At 63.1% G+C, this 19,989-nt stretch carries 16 protein-coding genes; 8 read left to right on the top strand and 8 right to left on the bottom strand.

Annotation, left to right across the window (positions count from 1 at the left end):
• Positions 1-730: T9SS type A sorting domain-containing protein (locus VHE12_06285; GenBank protein HVZ80398.1), on the top strand; the 730-nt coding region annotated here is incomplete at its 5' end.
• Between the two features lie 130 nt (positions 731-860).
• The gene (locus tag VHE12_06290) at positions 861-3,008 is read left to right on the top strand and encodes an IPT/TIG domain-containing protein (GenBank protein ID HVZ80399.1); all 2,148 of its coding nucleotides are present in this window, start codon (positions 861-863) and stop codon (positions 3,006-3,008) included.
• 9 nt (positions 3,009-3,017) lie between these two features.
• Here VHE12_06290 and VHE12_06295 read toward each other — a convergent pair whose 3' ends face one another.
• The 7 genes from VHE12_06295 to VHE12_06325 form a co-directional block, all read right to left on the bottom strand.
• A complete protein-coding gene (locus tag VHE12_06295; GenBank protein HVZ80400.1) occupies positions 3,018-4,037 on the bottom strand; it encodes a Gfo/Idh/MocA family oxidoreductase in 1,020 nt (339 codons plus the stop codon).
• Positions 4,034-5,254 carry an NHL repeat-containing protein gene (locus tag VHE12_06300; protein ID HVZ80401.1) on the bottom strand — a complete coding sequence of 407 codons (1,221 nt, stop codon included), beginning with the start codon at positions 5,252-5,254 and terminating at the stop codon, positions 4,034-4,036. The genes VHE12_06295 and VHE12_06300 overlap by 4 nt, the downstream gene beginning before the upstream one ends.
• A 46-nt stretch (positions 5,255-5,300) precedes the next feature.
• Complete coding sequence (locus tag VHE12_06305) at positions 5,301-5,801, bottom strand: GNAT family N-acetyltransferase (GenBank protein ID HVZ80402.1); 501 nt, start codon at positions 5,799-5,801, stop codon at positions 5,301-5,303.
• A gap of 12 nt (positions 5,802-5,813) precedes the next feature.
• Positions 5,814-6,911, bottom strand: a complete 1,098-nt coding sequence (locus VHE12_06310; GenBank protein ID HVZ80403.1) for a fatty acid desaturase — start codon at positions 6,909-6,911, stop codon at positions 5,814-5,816.
• A 133-nt stretch (positions 6,912-7,044) separates the two neighbouring features.
• Complete coding sequence (locus tag VHE12_06315; protein ID HVZ80404.1) at positions 7,045-7,440, bottom strand: response regulator; 396 nt, start codon at positions 7,438-7,440, stop codon at positions 7,045-7,047.
• Between the two features lie 88 nt (positions 7,441-7,528).
• A complete protein-coding gene (locus VHE12_06320) occupies positions 7,529-9,313 on the bottom strand; it encodes an ATP-binding protein (protein HVZ80405.1) in 1,785 nt (594 codons plus the stop codon).
• Positions 9,314-9,429: 116 nt separating this feature from the next.
• On the bottom strand, positions 9,430-10,773 hold the full coding sequence (locus VHE12_06325) for a sigma-54 dependent transcriptional regulator (GenBank protein ID HVZ80406.1): 1,344 nt from the start codon (positions 10,771-10,773) through the stop codon (positions 9,430-9,432).
• A 485-nt stretch (positions 10,774-11,258) separates the two neighbouring features.
• Between VHE12_06325 and VHE12_06330 the strand changes: the two genes are divergently transcribed.
• The 6 genes from VHE12_06330 to VHE12_06355 all read left to right on the top strand — a co-directional run bounded on the left by VHE12_06330 (position 11,259) and on the right by VHE12_06355 (position 18,836).
• A complete protein-coding gene (locus VHE12_06330; protein ID HVZ80407.1) occupies positions 11,259-11,711 on the top strand; it encodes a response regulator in 453 nt (150 codons plus the stop codon).
• 49 nt (positions 11,712-11,760) lie between these two features.
• A complete protein-coding gene (locus VHE12_06335; GenBank protein HVZ80408.1) occupies positions 11,761-13,059 on the top strand; it encodes a diguanylate cyclase in 1,299 nt (432 codons plus the stop codon).
• 34 nt (positions 13,060-13,093) lie between these two features.
• On the top strand, positions 13,094-15,904 hold the full coding sequence (locus VHE12_06340) for a PAS domain S-box protein (GenBank protein ID HVZ80409.1): 2,811 nt from the start codon (positions 13,094-13,096) through the stop codon (positions 15,902-15,904).
• Entirely contained in the window at positions 15,901-16,356 is a 456-nt protein-coding gene (locus tag VHE12_06345) for a response regulator (protein ID HVZ80410.1), read from the top strand. The genes VHE12_06340 and VHE12_06345 overlap by 4 nt, the downstream gene beginning before the upstream one ends.
• Positions 16,357-16,501: 145 nt before the next feature.
• On the top strand, positions 16,502-17,518 hold the full coding sequence (locus VHE12_06350) for a 6-bladed beta-propeller (protein ID HVZ80411.1): 1,017 nt from the start codon (positions 16,502-16,504) through the stop codon (positions 17,516-17,518).
• 142 nt (positions 17,519-17,660) lie between these two features.
• Positions 17,661-18,836 (top strand): glycoside hydrolase family 5 protein, encoded by a 1,176-nt coding sequence (locus tag VHE12_06355; protein HVZ80412.1) that lies wholly within the window; start codon positions 17,661-17,663, stop codon positions 18,834-18,836.
• A gap of 129 nt (positions 18,837-18,965) precedes the next feature.
• Here the strand turns inward: VHE12_06355 and VHE12_06360 are convergent, their stop codons facing one another.
• Entirely contained in the window at positions 18,966-19,433 is a 468-nt protein-coding gene (locus VHE12_06360; GenBank protein ID HVZ80413.1) for a hypothetical protein, read from the bottom strand.
• Between the last annotated feature and the right edge of the window lie 556 nt (positions 19,434-19,989).

The following is a 19,989-nucleotide window of genomic DNA, read 5'->3' on the forward strand; positions in this document are numbered from 1 at the left end:
GGCTACGCCGTCCTTCACCGCTTCGGCTTCGCCTACGCCGACGGCCACTTCGACCGCGACGAACACGGCCACGAATACCGCCACCCGGACGGCGACCCGAACGGCCACGAACACGGCGACGGATTCGATGACGGCCACGCCGTCCCTCACCGCTACGGCTTCGCCTACGCCGACAGCTACCCGGACGCCCACTTCCACGTCGACGGCGACGAACACCGCGACGGACACCGCCACTAGGACCGCCACCTCGACGGCCACGGTCACCTTGACCTACACCGCCACGAACAGCCCGACGGATTCGATGACGGCTACGCCGTCCCTCACCGCTTCGGCTTCACCTACGCCGACAGCTACCCGCACCCCCACCCTGACACCCACCATTACCAACACGCCGACCATCACCCCCACCTTCACGCCGACCGGGTCGGTCACCTCGACCCCGACGCCGGATGCGGCGCTCTACCTGGACGCCAACTTCTTCGATCCCACGAAGGGGCCCCTGGGGATGGACGTGCGGGTGGACCAGGCGGGGAACTGCAAGGTGATGGTCTTCAACATCGCCGGCCAGCAGGTCCTCAAGCTCATGGACCAGGACCTGGCTCCCGGTAACTACCGCGTTTATTGGGACGGCCGCAACCACCAGAGCGCCCTGACCGGCAACGGGGTCTATTTCGTCCTGGTCCGACAGGCCTCGGGCAACACGGTGAAGAAGGTGATCGTCCTCAAGTGATCCCCGGGGCCCGGTCCCTTCGGTCACCTTTCCCTTTTTTGCCGCCACCTTTATCCAGAGGCTTGGCGGCCCCCCTTCCTTCTTTCCTTGATTGTGATACATTTCTAAAAGCCCTGTTCCCGAGGTCCCCGTGCCCCCGATCCGCCCCTCCATCCGACGACGAACCGGAGCCTTCCTCTTATGGGCCCTCGGTTCGGCCGTTCCCGCCCTGGCGGGGAGCAGCGCCATCATCGGGGCCTATTTCGGGAACCAGGCGGTCATCGACAGCACTAGCGGCCCGGTCTCCCTCACCACCACCCAACAGACCTCCTTCAGTTTCATCGCCCAAACCAGCATGATCTCCAGGGTTTGGGTCCATGGATTCCCGGTCGGGACCTGCCCGGATTATTACGCTTTCATCGTTGATGATGACGGCGGGGGGCTTCCGAACATGGGCAGTGTGCTAGGGGCCCAGAACGCGACCATGGTCTCGGGATGGACTTATTTTCAGTTCCTCAGTCCCGCTTCGGTCACTCCTGGCGTTTCCTACCATATGGTCTTGACCAGCCAAGGCGGGGCGGACAACGCCAATTTTTACGTGGTGGATGAATATACCCTTCCGGAACACCAGATCATCCCCTATGACCAATCCCTCGATCCGGCCTTCTATACGACCTTCGACAACGGAGGTGGTTTTATCGAGACCGATCACGAGCCGGTGGGCATCGTCGGGGATGCGACCAATTACGGGAACCCCTATGTCACCACGAACAACATCCCCCTGGCGGGCGTCACCGCCGTCGGTGAAACGCTGGAGGGGCCCGTCACCAACACCTGGGTCCTCAAGATGGGCGCCTATGTCCAGAGGGTCAGCAGTCCGGCGGGACCCCTCTTGTGCGAATTGGACGATCTGACCGCGCCCCAAACCTGGGGGCCCGTGACCCTGGCCACCAACGCCACGGCCAACACTTCCTTTACCTGGATCGATGTGGCGATCCCCGGGGCGCCCATCCAGCTGATCTCCAGCCACCAATACCAGCTTTGGTTCTCCTCGCCCGGGTCCACGGCGGGCGCTTATTACCTGGTGGACAACCCCACCAATCCCGACCCCGGAAGCCCCTATGACGACCTGACCTACGACGGGACCCTTTCCTACGCCCAGATGTCGGGTAACGGGGGCGTCCTTTGGGCCAACCAGACCTCGTCGGACCTGGCCTTCCGGTTCCTGGTGGGTTCGGCGCCCACGGCCACGCCCACGGCGACCTTGAGCCCCACCCCGACGGTCACCGCGACACCGACCGCCACTCCCTTTCCCCCGACCTTGAGCGGGATGCTCCCCGGCAACGGTTCCACGGCGGGGGGGTATCCGGTCACCCTTTTCGGGTCCAACCTGACCGGGCCCGCGACGGTCACCTTCGGCGGGGCCGCGGTCACCCTCACCGGCCAGACCGCTTCCCAGATCGTGGTGACGGCCCCCGCAGGCGCGGGGACGGGGATCCAGGTCCTGGCCACGGTGAACGGACAGGGAAGCAATCCGGTCAGCTTCAGCTATGACGCACCTTCGATCACCAACGTGAGCCCGGGTTCGGGGCTCATCAGCGGGGGTTATCCGGTCACGATCACGGGCACGAACTTCTTCTCCACCGCCACCGTCACCTTCGGGGGGAACACCGCCTCGGTGGTCTTCGCCAACCCCACCACCCTGGTGGTCACCGCCCCGGCGGGGAGCGGGACCGCGTCGGTGCAGGTGTCCGTGTCGGGACAGGCCGCCGGGCCTTCTTCCTTCTCTTACCTGGTGCCGACCGCCACCGCGACCTCGACCGCCACTTCCACCGCCACCTCCACGCCTACGATGACCGCCACCTCCACCCCGACCGACAGTCCCACCCCAACGCCTTCCCCCACTGCGACCGATACGCCCACTGTGACGGCCACCCAGACCCCTTCGGCGACCCCGACCGCGTCCTGGACGCCCACCTTCACCCCGACCGGGTCGGTGACCCCGACGCCGACCCCGAACGCGCCCCTTTACCTGGACGAGAACTATTTCGACCCGACGAAGGGTCCCCTGGGGATGGACGTGCGGGTGGACCAGGCCGGGACCGTGAAGGTGCTGGTCTATAACATCGTCGGGCAGGAAGTGGCCAAGATCGCGGACCAGGCCCTGGCGGCGGGAAATTACCGGTTCAGTTGGGACGGGGACAACGCCCAGGGATCCACGGTGGGCAATGGGGTCTATTTCTTCGTGGTGGTCCAGCCCTCGGGGAATACGGTCAAGAAGGTCATCGTCCTCAAGTAAGCGAAGGGATCAGGGGAGTCCGACGGAACGGCGCCAGGCATCCAAGACCCGCGCATTGCCCAGGCTGTCCTCCCAGGACATGGCGGGGGACTGGAACAGGCCTTGGCGGATCGAGCGGGCCACCTCATCGGCTTCCACCGTGTAAAGGCCCTTTTGGCATCGCACCGGGATCCGGCGCGGCTTTTGGGCCCCTTGGGGCTGGTGGAGGAGGTAGGAAGTCCCGCCCTCCCATTTCGCGAACCAAGGGGAAGGCACCGTCAGGCTCCCCTTGGTCCCATCCACCCGGACCATGGACTCCCCCCGGTCGGCGCGGATGGCGCAGGACAATTCGGCGAGGATGTCCCCGGGGAATCGGAGGATGGCCGAAGCCATCTCGTCCACCCCGCTCTTTTCCCCCAGGATCCCGGTCCCCTTCAATTCCACCGGTTCGGCGAAGGCCTTGCCTTGGGCCGCCCCGGCCAGCAGACGCGCCATGGAGACCGGATAACAGCCCACGTCCAGGATGCCGCCTCCTCCCAATTTTTTATTGAACAACCGGTTCTTCAGGTCCAGCGGCGCATCGAAGCAGAAGGAGGCCTGGATGAAGCGGACCTTCCCGATGGCCCCGTCCCGGACGAGGCGCACCAATTCCCGGGTCTGGGGATGGCATCGGTACATGAAGGCTTCCATCAGGAAGCGGCGGTTTTTCCGGGCCGCCTGGACCATGCGCCGGGCGTCCGCGGCGCCCATGGCCAGCGGCTTCTCGCAGAGCACGTGCTTGCCCGCCCGAAGGGCCTCCAAGGTCCAGCGGAGATGGAAGGGATGGGGCGGGGCGATATAGACGGCCTCCACCTGCGGGTCCTTCAGGAGCGAAGGGTAGTCCCCATAGGCCCGGGGGACACGGTGTTCCTTGGCGAAGACCCGGGCGGACCGAACGTCCCGGCTTCCCACCGCCGCCAGGCGGCCCGTGCGGGAACGCCGCACCGCATGGGCGAAAATGCCCGCGATGCGGCCGGTCGAGAGGATGCCCCAGCGGAGCGGCGCGCTCATCGGACCACCGCGAACTTGACGGGCTTCAGGCGCCGGGGGCCCGACGCGTCGTCGATCTCCACCAGGTAGTAATAGACCCCGTAGGCCCATCCCCCGATGGAGAGGGAAAGGTCGTTCCCGCCGGTGGCCCCCGCCGCGGAAGCCTCCCCGATCTGGGCCCCCGCCGTATTCATCACGAAGACCTTCCAGCGCGTCGCGGGCTGGCAAAGCTGGAGATGGACCTTCAAGGAGCCGCCGTTGGCCGGGTTCGGGTAGGCGTAGCTCCCGTCGCAACCCGCGTCGGGCGGCGTCGGGGTGGGCGTGGGGGCCGGTCCGCCGGGGGTCGGGGTGGCGGTGGGCAGGGCGGAAAGGCCGCAGCCCGCCATCAGGCTCACCGAACCCCCGTTGATCAGGCTCACATAGACCTGTCCCAGGCCGTTCACCGCCGCCCCCCAGATGCCCACGGCCGGGAAGGGGCATTGGACCTTGACGCTGAAGTCGGAACTGAATTCGTCCAGGTACTCGGGAGCGCTGCCGTTGTTCCCCTCGACGATGTAGAGATTGCCCGCCGGATCGGACCGGAAGGCGGAGGGGTCGAGCAGGCCGGTGAGGACCGTGACGGGGGAAGGGTCGGGCGGGGAAAGGCCGAACTTCACCAACTGGCCGTTCAAGGTATCGGTCACGTAGAGCCAGTTGCCGATCTTTTGCAGTTCATTGGGGCTGTGGAGCTGTCCCCCGTAAGTGGCCGCGGCGGAGTAGACGGTGGTGGCTCCGTCGTATTGGAGGACCCGCCCATCGGAGGTGGAGAAAAAGACCGAGGAAACATCGGCCCAGACGCCCTGGGCCGTGACCCCGGCGGGCCCCAGGGAACCCAGGTAAGTGAAGGCGCTGTTGAATTTCTTGATGGGCGGGGAAGAGCCGATGTCCGCCACGTAAAGGTCCCCGGCGCCGTCCAAGGCCACGTCGATGGGCCCCAGGAAGGTCGTCCCGGAATTGGCGGTGGTGAGGATGGTCAGGGCGGCCTGGGTGTTGCTGTCGAAGACCTGGACCTGGTGGTTGTTGAAATCAGCCACGTAGAGCCTTTGGGCGGCCGGGTCCACCGCCAGGCCGGCGGGCGCCAGGAAGCCGGTCAATTGGGTGACGGCCACGCAACAGGGGCCGGGTGTCGGGGTGTCGGTGGCCTGGCCCCAAAGAGGGCCGGCCAGGAGGAGGCTGAGCGGGAATAGGATCCGTTTCATTCCGGCCTATTTTCCCATCCCCACGACCCTCCCACAAGGAGGGGATTCAGCGAAGGTCCAGCTCCATCCGGTGGTCATCCATGACGAACCCATCCCCGATCTCGGTCACGAGGGGGCCGGTGATGCGGAAGCCCATTTTTTGGTAAATGGCCACCGAGGGGTTCCGTTTGTGGACCCGCAAGAAAATGCGGGTGATACCCTTTTCCCGGGCGCGGGCTTTGAGGAACCCAAGGGCCTGGGAGGCGTAGCCCTTCCCCCGGTCCTCCTTGCGGATGTAAAGCTTGCTGAGGTAAAGGGACCCTTCCAGGGCCTGGAGGGCCAGGTAACCGAGGGAATCCCCTTGGGGGTCCTGGAGAAGGTAGTAGGCGGTGCCGTGTTGGACCTGGTCCAGGATGGCGGCTGCCCCTTGGAGGCGGTCCAACATGTAGTCGACCTGGGTCTCGCCGATCAGGGGGATGTAGTGTTCGGGCCAGATGGTCCGGGCCAGGGCCTCCACTTCCGCCGCTCCGGAGGGGTCCATCACGGGAAGGAAGCGGAGGGGCGTCATGGCCGGGAGGCCTTACGGCACCCGCGCGGTGGAAAGAGAAGCGGACCGCTGGGCGAGCCAGGGACGGTAGTGCTTCTCCATGAACTGCTCCTTGAAATCGCGGTATTGGTCGACGGCCCCGATCAGGTGCAGGCCCTTGATGTAAAGCCACGCGTAATCCCATTGGCTGGGCAGGAAGCCCGCGCGGGCCCCGTTGGGATAAAGGTGATGGTTGTTGTGCCATTCGCCGGTCACCAGACCTGGCCATTTTTGGTTGATGGAAAGGTCGGTCCGGTTGAAATCATCCCCTTCCTTGCGTTTGTCCTTGCCGCCGCCGTGCCCGTCATAGTTGAAGGTGCGCACCCCCACCGCCCAAAAAGCGGTCCAGCCGATCAGGGTCGCGAGCAAGGGCATGCCGCCCAGGAGGTAAAAGACCGTGAACCAGAAGGCCCAGTTGGAGGCGAAATCCAGGACGGTCCAGAAGGGGTGGGTCACCGAACCCCATTTTTGGTATTGGGCGTAGCTGTTCACGCGGACCCCCATGTGGGCGATCATGTTGGCGGTCTTGGCGTAATCCTCGGGGGAAAGGTCCCGGGCGATGGCCTGGTGGTTCACGTCGGCCAGGAAGCAGTAAAGCCAGCCCCCGTGGACGTTGTAAGGGTCGCCCGGTTTTTCCGACCGGAAATGATGCACGTGATGGGAGATCACATAGGCTTCCTCGGGGATGGTCTTGACCACCAGGCTCCGGGTGAAATAAAGCCAGAACTTGTGGCTGAAGGTGTAGGCGTTGTGGGAGCCGTAGCGGTGGAGGTAGATGGTCCCATGGGTCCCCAGCACCACCATGCTGTAGATGAAGCCGATCAGCAGGAGCTTCCAGGTGAAGTACTTGAACAGGAAAAGGAAAAAGAAGGGCGCGAAGAGGAGGATGAGAAACCAGCTGAAAAAGGGGAGCCAGGACTTGCGGGAGTTGAAGATGTTCAGCCGATGGAAGAATTCGGCGAAGATCTCTTTTTGGGTAGGTTTATAGAGCTTCTGATCGCGGGTGTAACCGTAAGAGGGCGGGTCTAGGACCCGGTCCAGGAATGCCATGAAAAGTCCGATCGACGAATAACGCCAGAAGGAAGGGGTCACTGGTCAGGAAGATTAATTTCTGGCTTCATTATAGCCCCTTTAATGGAGCCGCAGGATTAAATCAAGGGTCGGCGGGGGGGATTTAACGGTCGTTTAACCCCCAAACCCGTTGAAAGAGGGGGATGGGGAAGGGTCAGGCCGCGCCGGCGATCGCGCCTTTCGCGCGAAGGATCTCCTGGATCATCATTTTCAGCGCGGCCATGGGCACCGGCTTGGAGAAGAAGCCGCTGATGTGGAAGCCTTGGAGCGCGAAATCGTTCTCCATGCCCTTGAAGGCCGAGGCCACGATGATGGGAAGGTCGGGATGGTCCGTCCGGACCTGGGGGATCATCTCCATGGCGTGCATGTCGGGCATCTTGATGTCGGTCATCAGCAGGTCCACCGGATGGTCCTCCAGGATCCCCAAGGCCTGAAGGCCGTTCTCGGCGGTGAGGACCTCGTAACCCTCGTCCCGAAGTTCCTCCTCATATAAGAACCGGGCGCTCGGCTCATCCTCGGCGATCAAGATCGTGTATTTTTTGTTCTCCATGACGTTCCTCCGGGTCCCTCGTGGGGCCCCCCGGCTTTCAGGCCGGGGGGGCCTTTTCGTTCCCAGCCGAAGGCCGGGTCCTCCTCGGTTATTCTTCCACCGGCAGGTAGAAGGTGAAGACGCTCCCATGCCCCGGCACGCTGTCCACTTCCAAGGTCCCGCCGTGCGAGGCGATGATCTTCTGGCAGATGCTCAGGCCCAGCCCCGTCCCCGTCGTCTTGGTGGTGAAGAAGGGGTGGAAAAGCTTGGAGAGGTTCTCTTTGGGGATGCCGCAACCGTTGTCGGTGACGGAGACCGCCACCATCTTTTGTTTCAGGAAGAGCCTTTGGAAGATGTCCCCTTGGGAGGCGCCAGCCTGGGGGGCCAGGCCCTCCAAAAGGCGGGTCTCGATCGACAGGACCCCGCCGGTGCGGCCCGCCATCGCCTGCAAGCCGTTGATCATGAGGTTCAGGACCACCTGGCGGACCTTGGGGATGTCGGTGGGGACCAACGGCAGGGCCGGGGCCAGGTGCTTTTCCACCCGGACCCCCCCGGCGTCGGCCTTTTCCGAAAGGAAGGCGGCGGTCTCTTCCATCAGCTTGTTCAGGTCGGCGGGCTCCTTGTGGCACTTGTCGGGGCGGCTGTATTCCAGCACGTCGTTAACGATGCCGTCCATGCGCACCACCTCGGTGCCGATGATGTCGGCGTACTTCCTAAGGGAAGGGTCCTCCAGCTTGGCGCCCAGACGTTTGGAGAAGCCCAGGATAGCGTTGAGGGGGTTCTTGATCTCGTGGGCCACGCCCGCGGCCATCTCGCCCAGGGCCGAGAAACGTTCGGCGCGGAGCAATTGGGTCTCCATCTGGCGCAGCAGGGTCATGTCCCGCACCACCGCGATGGCGCCCAGGACCTCCCCGTTGCCGGCCTTGAGGAGCGAGGTCTCCAGGGTCACCGGGATCCCCTCCCGGCGGGCGGAGAGGATCTCCAGATGGTCCTGGACCAGGGCCTTGCCGGTCTCCAGGGTGCGGCGCAGGCCCTCGGCGATGGGGGCGAGGTTGGCGGGAAGGTCCTCGATCGACCGTCCGGCCATCTCGGCCTCCACGAAGCCGGTGATCTGGCGGGCCCCGCCGTTGAAGGTCCGGAGCGTTCCGTCCTTGCGCACCACGATGATCCCCAGGGGCAGGGAAGCCAGGACGCAATGGTGGTACTCCAGCAGGCCCTTCAGGTTCCGGTTCATCTCGGTGAGCTTGAGGGTGGAGGCGTCGGCCTGGTCGGCCAGGAAGCGGTTCATCTCGGTCAAGTGCAACTTCTCCTCCTGGTTCTTCTTGGACTCCATGGCCAGGTAGCCGCTCAGGGCCGCCGCCACGAAAAGGAAGGGGAAGCGCATCAGGGTCTGGGTGTCGCCCAGGGACAGGTCGTGGCCGGAGCGGACCTGGAGGAAACCGTAAAGGACGCAGGCGATCCCCGAGATGGTGAAGACGCTTTGGACGTTCTGGGAGAGGGCCGAGATGAAGATGGTGATGAAGAAGATGACGAAAAGGTCGACGTCCTGAAGGCCGCCCAGGGCGATGCTGCCCGTCACGAAGAGGGTGTCGGACACGAAGATGAGGGAAAGGAAGACCTGGTTCTCGAAGCGGTTCGCCCGCACGAAGAAGGTGGAGACCACCGAGACCAGGTAAAAGGAAAGGAGCCAGGCCAGGCGGGCCGGGGGGAACCCGGTGTCGCCCTTCCAATTGGAATAAAGAAGGATCACGGAGGTCATGTAGACCAGAAAACGGAAGGCGGCCAGCGCCTCCCGTTTGCCCAGGTTGCGGTGGAACTTCCAGAAACTGTCGCGCTTCTCCCGGGCCGGGGCGGCCGGAGCGCTGGATCCGAGGGTGAGGGTGTTCGCGTTCATGCCCTGATAGAAGGCAAACAGGATGCCAGGGAGAGGTGCCGAAAAACGGCCTTTTACGGGGGGTCTAAAAGCTGGAACGGGAAAAGAAAGTCAAGTTGGGTCATTCTTACCCAGGTCTATTCCCCGAGTTCGTACTTCTTCATTTTATTGAAGAGCGTCTTGCGGGTGATGCCCAGGATCTCGGCGGCCCGGGAGCGGTTGCCCTGGGTCTCGAGGAGGGCCCGTTGGATGTTCTCCTTCTCCGCGTCGTCCTTGCTCATCACGCCCTTGGCGGCGGGTTTGGGCGCCCGGTTCTCCTGGATCTCCTTGGGAAGGTCCTTCGGGGTCAAGGCGGTGCCCTTGGCGGTGACCACCATGCGTTCGATGACGTGCTTGAGCTCCCGCACGTTCCCCGGCCAGGGATAGGTCTTCAGGGCCTCCAGGACGTCGTCGGAAAGCAGGTTCAGCTTCTTGTTGAAGGCCCGGCAGGACTCCTGCAGGAAGAAGTTGGCCAACTGCACCACGTCGCCGGGGCGGTCCCGGAGCGCCGGGATGGTGAGAGGGATGACGTTCAGGCGGTAGAAGAGGTCGGCCCGGAAACGCCCTTCCTTCACTTCCTTCTCCAGGTCCCGGTGGGTGGCGGCCACGATGCGCACGTCCAGCGGGATCTCCCGGGTGCCCCCCAGGCGGCGGAGGGTCTTCTGCTCGAGCACCTTCAGGAGCTTCATCTGGACCGAGGGGGTCAGCTCCCCGATCTCATCCAAAAAGACGGTGCCGAACTGGCCTTCCTCGAAGAGGCCGGGCTTCTGGCGCTTGGCGTCGGTGAAGGCCCCGGGTTCGTAACCGAAGAGCTCGGATTCGAGGATGCTCTCGGGCAGGGACCCGCAATGGAGCTCCACGAAGGGGCGGGCCGAACGGGGCGAGAGGGTGTGGATGAGGCGGGCGACGTGCTCCTTGCCGGTGCCGGTCTCGCCGAAGATGATGACGGTGACCTTGTCCTGGCCGGCGATCTGCTCGATCTCGGTGTAGAGCTTCTGCATCTCGGGGTCGTTGAGGAAGAGGTAGTCCCGGCGGTACATCTCCCGCTGGCGCTTCTTGAGGACCTCCACCTCCTTCTTGAGGCCCCGCTTGTCGGCGATCTTGCCCACCACCACTTTCATGCGCTCCATGTCGATGGGCTTCTCCAGGAAGTCCTCGGCGCCCATCTTCATGGCGGCCACCGCGGCGTCCACCGTGCCCTCGCCGGTGATGACGACCACCGAGGCCGGGTCGGTCCGGGCGTTCATCTGGGAAAGCACGTCGGTGCCCTTCATGTCGGGCAGGTTCAGGTCCAAAAGGACCAGGTCGGGCTTCAATTGGGAGGAACGGTCCAGGCCTTCGGTGCCGTTGGGCGCGGAAAAGACCTCGTGCCCGGCCTGTTGGAGGAATTTGGAGAGGATCTTGACGAGGGATTCCTCGTCGTCGATGACCAGGATTCGCATGGGCCCATTGTAACCGAAGGCCTTTCCGCCTACCCCGGCCTTTTGGGCGGGCGGGCCGAAAGTGGACAGGAATGGGGCAGTTGCGGCCGGTTTTAAGGGCCGGGAAGACGGGCAAGAGGCGGTCCGCCCGATCGGACCCGATGGGGGAGCTTCCAAGGCGCGGATCCTCGATGGGGTTCCCGCGGGCTCCGCCCCCAGGGATTGAGGTTGCGCCCGGAGGAGCCCCGTAAGGTTTAACATCCGGTCATCGGGTTAATAGATTTCCCGAAAAAGCGGCCGGAAAAGCATCCGGGGGGTGGAGCTCCCGAAAAATCCGGGGGTTATAATTGACTCATCAGCAACAACGCGGGTGATGGAGGTGCCCCTCCCATCCTTTATCCTTCCTAGCCGTTCATCCCGAATGGGTCCGGACTCATCCGCCTGGGACCCTTTCCCTTTCGATCCCCATCCCAGCATCCAAGGTCCGGCCGCTCGAAGGAGGCGTTATGGTTTCTTTGACGAAAATGATCACGCGATCGATCAGGGTCCTCCTGGTCGAGGACAACCTGGGGGACGTGACCCTCATGATGGAGGCCTTCAAGGGCTGCAAGACCCCGGTCCAGGTCTTCCGGGTGAAGGATGGCGAGGAAGCCATCCAATACCTCAAGCGCCGGGGCGTCCACGGCGACGCCCACAAACCCGACCTGGTCCTTTTGGACTTGAACATGCCGAAAAAATCGGGTTTCGAGGTGTTGGAGGAGATCAAGGACGATCCCGCATTGAAGGAGATCCCGGTGGTGATCCTGACCAATTCCAAGCTGGATTCGGACATCCAACGGGCCTACGAGTCCCGGGCGAATTTCTTCATGGTGAAACCCTCGGACCTGGACGGGTTGTTCGCCGCGACCCGTTACATCGAGGACATTTGGTTGCGGAGCTTGACCGCATTGAGGGACTGAGGGCGCCGGTGCGGCCCTTCCGGTCCTTTTCCCGGACGTGGGGGTGCTCATGGAAACGACAGAGACCCGGATCTTATTGATCGAGGACAACCCCGGGGACGCCCTCCTGCTGCAGGCGGCCATCCGGGCGAAGGAAGCCCCGCAATACCACCTGGAGAGGGCGGGGCGGTTGGGGGAAGGACTGGCCCGCATCGGCCGGGGCGACCTGGACCTGGTGCTTTTGGATCTCCAACTTCCCGACTCCTCCGGCTTGGAGACGCTCCGCAGCGTGGTGCGATCGGGGCCCCATGTGCCGATCGTCGTGCTGACCGGCACGGACGACCAGGAAACGGCCATGCAGGCCATGCGGGAGGGCGCCCAGGATTTCCTCCTGAAGGACGACCTGAACGGACAGGTCCTCAAGCGCTCCATCCATTACGCCATCGAACGCTACAACCTGCTCAAACGGATCCAGGAGGATGAGGAAAGGTATTTCCTCGTGTCCGAGGGATCCCGGGACGGGCTTTGGGACTGGGACCTGGTGAAGGGCGAGGTCTATTTTTCGGCGCGCTGGAAGATGATGCTGGGCCATTCGGAGGAGGAGATCGGCAAGGATCCCCAGGAATGGCTCGGACGGATCCATCCCGCCGACCTGGACCGGGTGCGCCACGAGCTTTCGGAGCACTTGGCGGGCAAGAGCGACCATTTCTCCACCGAGCACCGTTTGAGGCACCGGGACGGGAATTACCTGTGGGTCCTCTGCCGGGGCTCGGCCATTTTCGAGCAGGACGGCAAGGCCCACCGGATCGCCGGTTCCTTCACCGACATCACCCACCACCGGAACATGGAGCAACGGCTGGCCCTGCGGGCCTTTTACGATCCTCTCACGGGCCTGCCGAACCGGTCGCTCTTCATGGAAGCCCTCGGACGGGCTTTCGAACGGTCCCAGCAGGAACCCAAGCCGCTCTTCGCGGTCCTTTTCGTGGACCTGGACGGGTTCAAGGCGGTCAACGACCGCCTGGGCCATGCCGCGGGGGACGAATTGCTGGTGATCCTGGCCCAGAGGCTCCGTTCCTGCGTGCGGCCCAGCGACATCGTGACAAGGTTGGCGGGGGACGAATTCACCGTCCTTTTGGAGGGGTTGGAGGACCATGAGGAGGGGATCCAAGTGGCCCGCCGCATCCTGGACGCACTGCGGTTCCCCTTCCATTTGAAGGAGGGGGAGGCCGGCGCCACGGTCAGCATCGGGGTGGCCTTCTCCGATTGTGGCCGGGGAACTTCCGAGTCCCTCTTGAAGGCCGCCGATGAGGCCATGTACCGTGCCAAGGTCGGAGGCAAGGCCCGGTTCACCGTATTCGGGAAGGCCTGATCCCCGATAAGTCTCAAAGGAAAGAAGGCGCCCTTTGGATGACGGAACGCCGCCGGTCGTGAAGCGCTTCTGGAAGCTCCCGGTCCTGGCCGCGGTCTATTTCGCGGCGGCCAAGTGGGGATTGACCCTGGCCTTCGTCCAGGCCAACGCCACCGCAGTCTGGCCCCCGACGGGGATCGCCCTGGCGGCCCTCCTGATAGGAGGCCAGCGGCTTTGGCCGGGTATTTTCCTCGGCGCCTTCCTCGCCAACCTCTCCACCAATGGAACGGTCCTTACCTCCCTGGCGATCGCCTCCGGGAACAGCCTGGAAGCCCTCCTGGGCGCCGCCCTCATCGAAAGGTGGGCGGGGGGCCGCAAGGCCTTGGGATCGTTCCCGACCTTGTTCCGTTTCGCCCTTTTCGGCGGGCTCATCGCTCCCGTCGTCAGTGCGACCGTCGGGGTCGGTTCCCTGTCCCTGGCGGGTTTTTCGGACTCGGCCCTGGCCCCGGATGTCTGGCTCACCTGGTGGCTGGGCGACATGGCGGGGGCCCTGGTCGTGGCCCCGCCCCTCTTGCTCCTTCCTCCCATGCGATGGCCCAGGCCAAGCCCGGGACGATTGGCCGAGAGCTTCGTTTTGGTCGTCCTGGTGGTTTTGTCGGTCTGGGTCCTGTTCTCCGGCCAGTGCGGCATTTCCAGGGACCACGCTCCGGTCCCTTTCATCCTGATGCCGACGCTCCTTTGGATCGCGGTCCGCTATAGCCCCTTCACCACCTCCATGACGGTCCTCGCTGTTTCGTTCCTGGCGGTGGGGGGCACCCAACAGGGTTTCGGCCCCTTTTACGGCCCCACCCCCAATCAGTCCCTGGTCTTTCTCCAGGCTTTCATGGCCATCATCAGCCTCACGCTCCTGGCCTTGTCCACCGCCGCCGAGGAACGGCGGAAGGTGGAGGAGGAGCTTCGGTGGTCCGAGTCGGACCTGCAACTGAAGGTGCTGGTGAGGACCGAGGAGCTGACCCGGACCAACCTGAGGCTTGAAAAGGAGGCCCGGGAAAAGGAGGCCCTGGCCCAGGAACTGGGCGCCAGTCACGAGAAGTTCCGGCTCCTTTCGGAGGCCACCCAGGAGGGGGTGGTGCTGATGGACCATGGACTGATCCATGGTGCCAATTCGACCTTTTGCCGGATGTTCGGTTACGGGTTGGCCGAGGTCATCGGCCGTCCTCCGACCGATTTCGTGGTCCCGGAGGCGCGGGAGGCGGTCCAGGAGAACATTTCGTCCCATTACGAGGGGACCTACCCGGTCCGGGGCCTCAAGAAGGACGGGACGGTCCTCGATATCGAGGTCACGGGCCGGACGGTGCGGCTGGACGGGGGGACGGCCCGGGTCACGGCCATCCGGGACGTGACCGAGCGCAACCGCCAGGAGGAGGAGATCCGCAAATTGGCCCTGTTGGTGGAGACCAGTTCGGATTTCATCTGCCTGACCTCCGTGGACGGCCACATGACCTATTTGAACAGGGCGGGCCGGGACTTGACGGGCCTATCCCGGGACGAGGACATCGGACAAAAACTCCATGAGGATTTCATCGCGCCGGGGGACGTGCCCCGGTTGCGCTCGGAGGTCCTGGCCACCCTGATGGAAAAAGGGAGCTGGGCCGGCGAGTTCGAGCTGCGGCACTTCAAGACCGGGGAGCCCCTGCCCATGCACTTCACCGCGGCCCTCATCCGCGACCCGGCCAGCGGGGAGCCTAAGGCCCTGGCGGGCATCGGCCGGGACACAAGGGAGATGAAGAAGAAGGACGAGGAGATCCGCAGGACGGCCCTCTTCATGGAGAACGTCCAGGATTATGTCATCTACTTCCTCGATCCCGCCGGGAAGATCATCAGCTGGAACGAAGGGGCCCAACGCGTCAAGGGATACGAAGCCCGGGAGGCGATCGGGCGGGATTTTTCCATTTTTTATACGCCCGAGGACATCCAGGCCGGGAAGCCGGGCGCCTGCCTGGAGCAGGCCGTCCGGCGGGGACGGGTGGAAGAGGAAGGGTGGCGGGTCCGCAAGGACGGCACCCGGTTCTGGGCCGATACCATCCTGACCGCGTTGCGGGACGAAAAGGGGGCCTTGAAGGGTTTCGCCAAGATCACCCGGGACGTCACTTCCCGGAAACGAATGGAGGAACTGGCCCGGTCGAACAAAGAACTGGAACAGTTCGCCTACGTGGCCTCCCATGACCTGCAGGAACCCTTGCGCATGATCGCCAGCTTCGTCCAGCTCCTGGCCCATCAATACAAGGGCAAGCTGGACGCCGAGGCTGACGAATATATCGGCCATACCGTGGACGGGGTGAAACGGATGCAGGCCCTCATCAAGGACCTTTTGGCCTATTCGCGCCTGGGGACCACCCAACCCTTCACCCGGGTGGACTGCGGCAAGGCCCTGGAGGAGGCCCTCCGGAACCTGGATCCGTCCTTGCGGGAGCACCACGTCGAGGTGGAACGGGACCCCTTGCCGGAGGTCCTGGGGGACAACAACCAGATCGTCCAGGTCTTCCAGAACCTCATCGGGAACGCGGTGAAGTTCAGGAGCCAACGATCGCCCCGGATCCAGGTCGGGGCCGCCGACCGGGGGGACGAGTGGCTCTTCAGCGTCCAGGACAACGGCATCGGCCTGGACCCCCAATATGGGGAACAGATCTTCGAGGTCTTCAAACGCCTCCATTCCCGCCAGGAATATCCCGGCACCGGCATCGGGCTGGCCATCTGCAAGAAGGTGGTCACGCGCCATGGGGGGCGGATCTGGGTGGAATCGAAACCAGGGGAAGGCGCTTGCTTCTATTGGACCCTTCCCAAGATGAAAGGAGGAACGTCATGACAACGGAACATTCAGCGTATCGGCCGTTCCAGGTCCTGATGGTCGAGGACAACGGTGGGGACGTGTTCCTGATGCAGAAGGCCCTGCGGGAGAAAGTTTTGTCCATCCGGGTCGACGTGGTGACCGACGGGGAGGATGGACTGGCCTATCTGCGGCGGGAGGGCAGATTCGAGGATGCCCTCAGGCCCGACCTGGTCCTCCTGGACCTGAACCTTCCGCTCATGGACGGCAGGACCCTTTTGAGGAAAGTGAAGAGGGACCCGGCCTTGCGGGCGATCCCCATCCTGGTCTTCACCAGCTCCTCCCTGGATTCGGACATCCGGGAGGCCTATGACCTGGACGCGAACAGCTATGTGATGAAGCCTACCGACCTGGCGGGCTTCCGGAGGGTGGCCGAGGACCTGTCGGATTTTTGGTTCAAAAGGGCCCTGTTGCCGCCCCAGGAGAGTTGACCCGGCGCCGGATCGAACCATCCCTTGGAAAGCACCTGTTTTTGACCTTTTTTCCTGCTCATTCCCGGCCTCGAAACGTTTTTTTGGAATAAAATCAATGTTGCCACTCTATAAGTATGGAAGGTCATATCAAAGGAGCTCTTTTATGAAGAACTTTTTGCTCTCCATTTCGGTCCTGGCTCTCATCTCCACGGGGTGCAAACTCCTATGCACCGATCCGGGTGACGGCGGGCCTTTGGACCCGGGCCACTCCACCCCGACGGTGACCTTGACGCCCACCTCGACCCCCTCCGGATCGGAGACCCCCGCCCCGACCTGCCCCTATGTCTCCCAATGGGGGACCTTGGGATCGGCCAACGGGCAAATGAACCAGCCCATCGAATTGGCGTCGGATACCGGTGACAACATCTATCTCTCCGACTGGGGAAACAACCGCATCCAGGTCTTCGACTCCAACGGCAATTACCTGCGCCAATGGGGGACGGGCGGGAGCGGGAACGGGCAGTTCAACGTGCCCATCGGCATCGACATCACCCCTTCCGGCACGGTCTATGTGGTGGACGTCTATAACTACCGGATCCAGTATTTCACCACCACCGGGACCTACCTGGGCCAATGGGGTTCCTACGGCACCGGCAACGGCCAGTTCAATACTCCCTGGGGCGTGGCCGTGGATGGTTCGGGGAACGTCTTCGTCACCGACGAGTGGAACAACCGCGTCGAGAAATTCGACGCCACCGGGACCTACCTGGGCCAGTGGGGCTCCTACGGCACCGGCAACGGCCAGTTCAACTATTGCGTGGGCATCGCCGTGGACGCCTCGGGCAACGTTTATGTGAGCGACCACGTGAACGGCCGGGTCCAGGAATTCACGAATTCGGGCGTCTTCCTGAACTCCTGGGGAAGCACGGGCAGCGCCCCGGGCCAGTTCAACCATCCGCAGGGCCTGAAGATCGACGCCGCCGGCCGGATCTATGTGGCGGACGACCAGAACAGCCGGGTCCAGGTCTTCGACTCCGGCATGAATTTCATCACCATGTGGGGGACCTATGGCTCGGCCGACTGCCAGTTCATCCGTCCCACGGGCATCGAGGTCAATTCGACCGGGGACGTCTTCGTATCCGATTACGGCAACAACCGCATCGAGAAGTTCCATCCCTAAAAGCGGGTCTCCCAAGCCCTTCGGCCTTCGGCCGAAGGGCTTTTTTGTTTTCGGGGCCTTGGGCGGGAGGAAGGGTCCGAAAAGATCGTTTTGCGATCGGCGGCCGCTGGCCTAAATTGGTCCAAACCTCAAGGAGAGGAACATGGAACTACGGAAGATCCTGACCGCCGCTTCGGCCGTGACCGCCGTCCTGTCATTCCTGGCTTTCCCTGGGGCCGGGGCGGAGGAGGCGGGGGCCCAGGGATCGGTTGGAACGCCCGCCCTGCTCGAAATGAGTTCGGCGGACGTGGTCCGGCAAATGGGCCTAGGATGGAACCTGGGCGACACGATGGAGTCCTGCGGGGACTCGATCCAAGGCCCGGACATCGGGAACTTCGAGACCGCCTGGGGCAACCCGAGGACCACGAAGGAAATGATCGACGCTATCCGGGCGGCGGGGTTCAGGTCCATCCGCATCCCGGTGGCCTGGTCCAATCTCATGGGGGACCATTACACCATCGACCCGGGATTGATGAAAAGGGTGCGGGAGATCGTGGATTGGGTCCAGGCGGACGGCATGATCGCGGTGGTCAATATCCACTGGGACGGCGGCTGGTGGTCCAGGTTCCCGGCCGAACCGGACAAGTGCATGGCCAAATACGAGCGGATCTGGACGCAGATATCGGCGAACTTCAAGGACCATCCGGGCACGCTCATTTTCGAGTCCCTGAACGAGGAGGGCTGCTTCAACGACGTCTGGAACCGCTGGGGCGACAAGGACCCGGAGCACAAAAAGAAGGCCTTCGACATCCTGAACGGGATCAACCAGGCTTTCGTCGATATCGTCCGCAAGTCGGGCGGCCTGAACGCCCAGCGGCACCTCTTGATCGCCGGCTATGCCACGGATATCGACCTGACCGTGGACCCGGATTTCCTGATGCCCAAGGACCCGGCGGGTCATTGCATCCTTTCCGTGCATTACTACACCCCTTTTACCTTCGCCGGGCTCGAACATGACGAATCCTGGGGCAAGATGCGCTCCACCTGGGGGACGGACGCGGACAAGGCGGAGTTGGACTCGAAGTTCGCGCTCTTGAAGCCCGCTTTCCTCGACAAGGGGATCCCGGTCATCGTGGGGGAATATGGCGCGACCCTGAAGAACAAGGACCTGGGCAGCGTGCGGAAATACATCCTGGCGGTGGCCCAGAAGGCCTATTCGATGGGCATGTGCCCTATGTTGTGGGACATGGGCAGCCATTTCGACCGGCGCACGCTGCGGTTCCGGGACGCGGAGCTTTTGAAGGGGTTCCGCAAGATCGAGGCGGGGAAGCGGGAATAGGCTCCCCCCGGGGGCCACAGATCCTAGAACTTTTGCCTTTGAAAAATGACCGGAGTCGAAGTTCCCCGCCGGGGTCCTGGGACGGGTGAAGACCGAAATAGGCCCGGCCCTTGGTGGAAGAAGGAAAAACTAAAAATTCAGGTGCAACAACTTGAATTCGGCGAAAGGCATCTTCAAAAGTACCGCTCCCGTTCCCAGGTCGCAAAATTCCGTGATGCGCAGCTTGGTGTTGGTGAAACAGACCCGCTTTTCCTTGTTGGAGACCCCCTCCAGTCGATAGGGACCCTTTTTGGACCAAATCGTCTTCCCTTGCTCGTTCACGATGAAATAGGCCTCTTGCCGGGGATCGGGAGAGTGTTCCCATAGGACGATCCGTTGACCCTCATCCGTGATCGCCTGTGGAAGGCCGGGGGATCCAACGGGGATCTTTCGTTCGGAATGGGACGAGAGGTCGTGAAGGACGAAGGTCCTTGGGGCGTTGGCCCCACCGGGTGGGGGGCAGGCTTCTTCAACCAGGAACCGGCCATTGGCCGAAAGGACGGCGTGCATCCCGGAAGTCCTCAATATTTCCCGACCGGTCCTCTCGTATACGAACAATCGATATTCCTCTTTTCTCCTGAAAATGAAGAAAGACCGTCCGGATCCTTTGGAGGCGCCGCCGGAGTCCTGCGCAAAACCGCGTTGGATCCCATGGGTGCGGAGAACTTTCTCCCCCTTTAAAAAAACGATCGTGGATCGGGGTTCCCCGTCGGGATAACTCGTCCTGACCTGGACGTGATAAGGTTCGGCCGTTGGTTGGGGGGAAGGGGAACTTTGTTTTTCGGTCCCGGAAGAGGAGCCGACCACGGGTGCGGCCAGCGAAAGGGCCAAGGAAAGGGCCTTAAAAGACGGCGGCCTCAGCCCCTTGCCGTTAAGGCTCGTACGGTTTTTGAGGGCCATTCAGGGATTCCATCCGACGCTGACGGTAAGTCTGGCATTTGGCGCAGTTGCATCCGTTCTGGAAGAACCACCCGAATGTTTTGGGTTTTGGCTGGACGGTGGGTGTCGGGGAAGGCTTTTTCACGGCCGTTCCCTGGACGGTCTTTGTGGGCGACGGGGTGGGAGAAGGCGTTCGATCCGGCGCGGAAAAGACATGGCCCGCCGCGAAAAACAA

The sequence above is a fragment of the bacterium genome (assembly GCA_035549195.1).
GTDB lineage: Bacteria > Oederibacteriota > Muellerivitia > Muellerivitales > Muellerivitaceae > DASZRK01.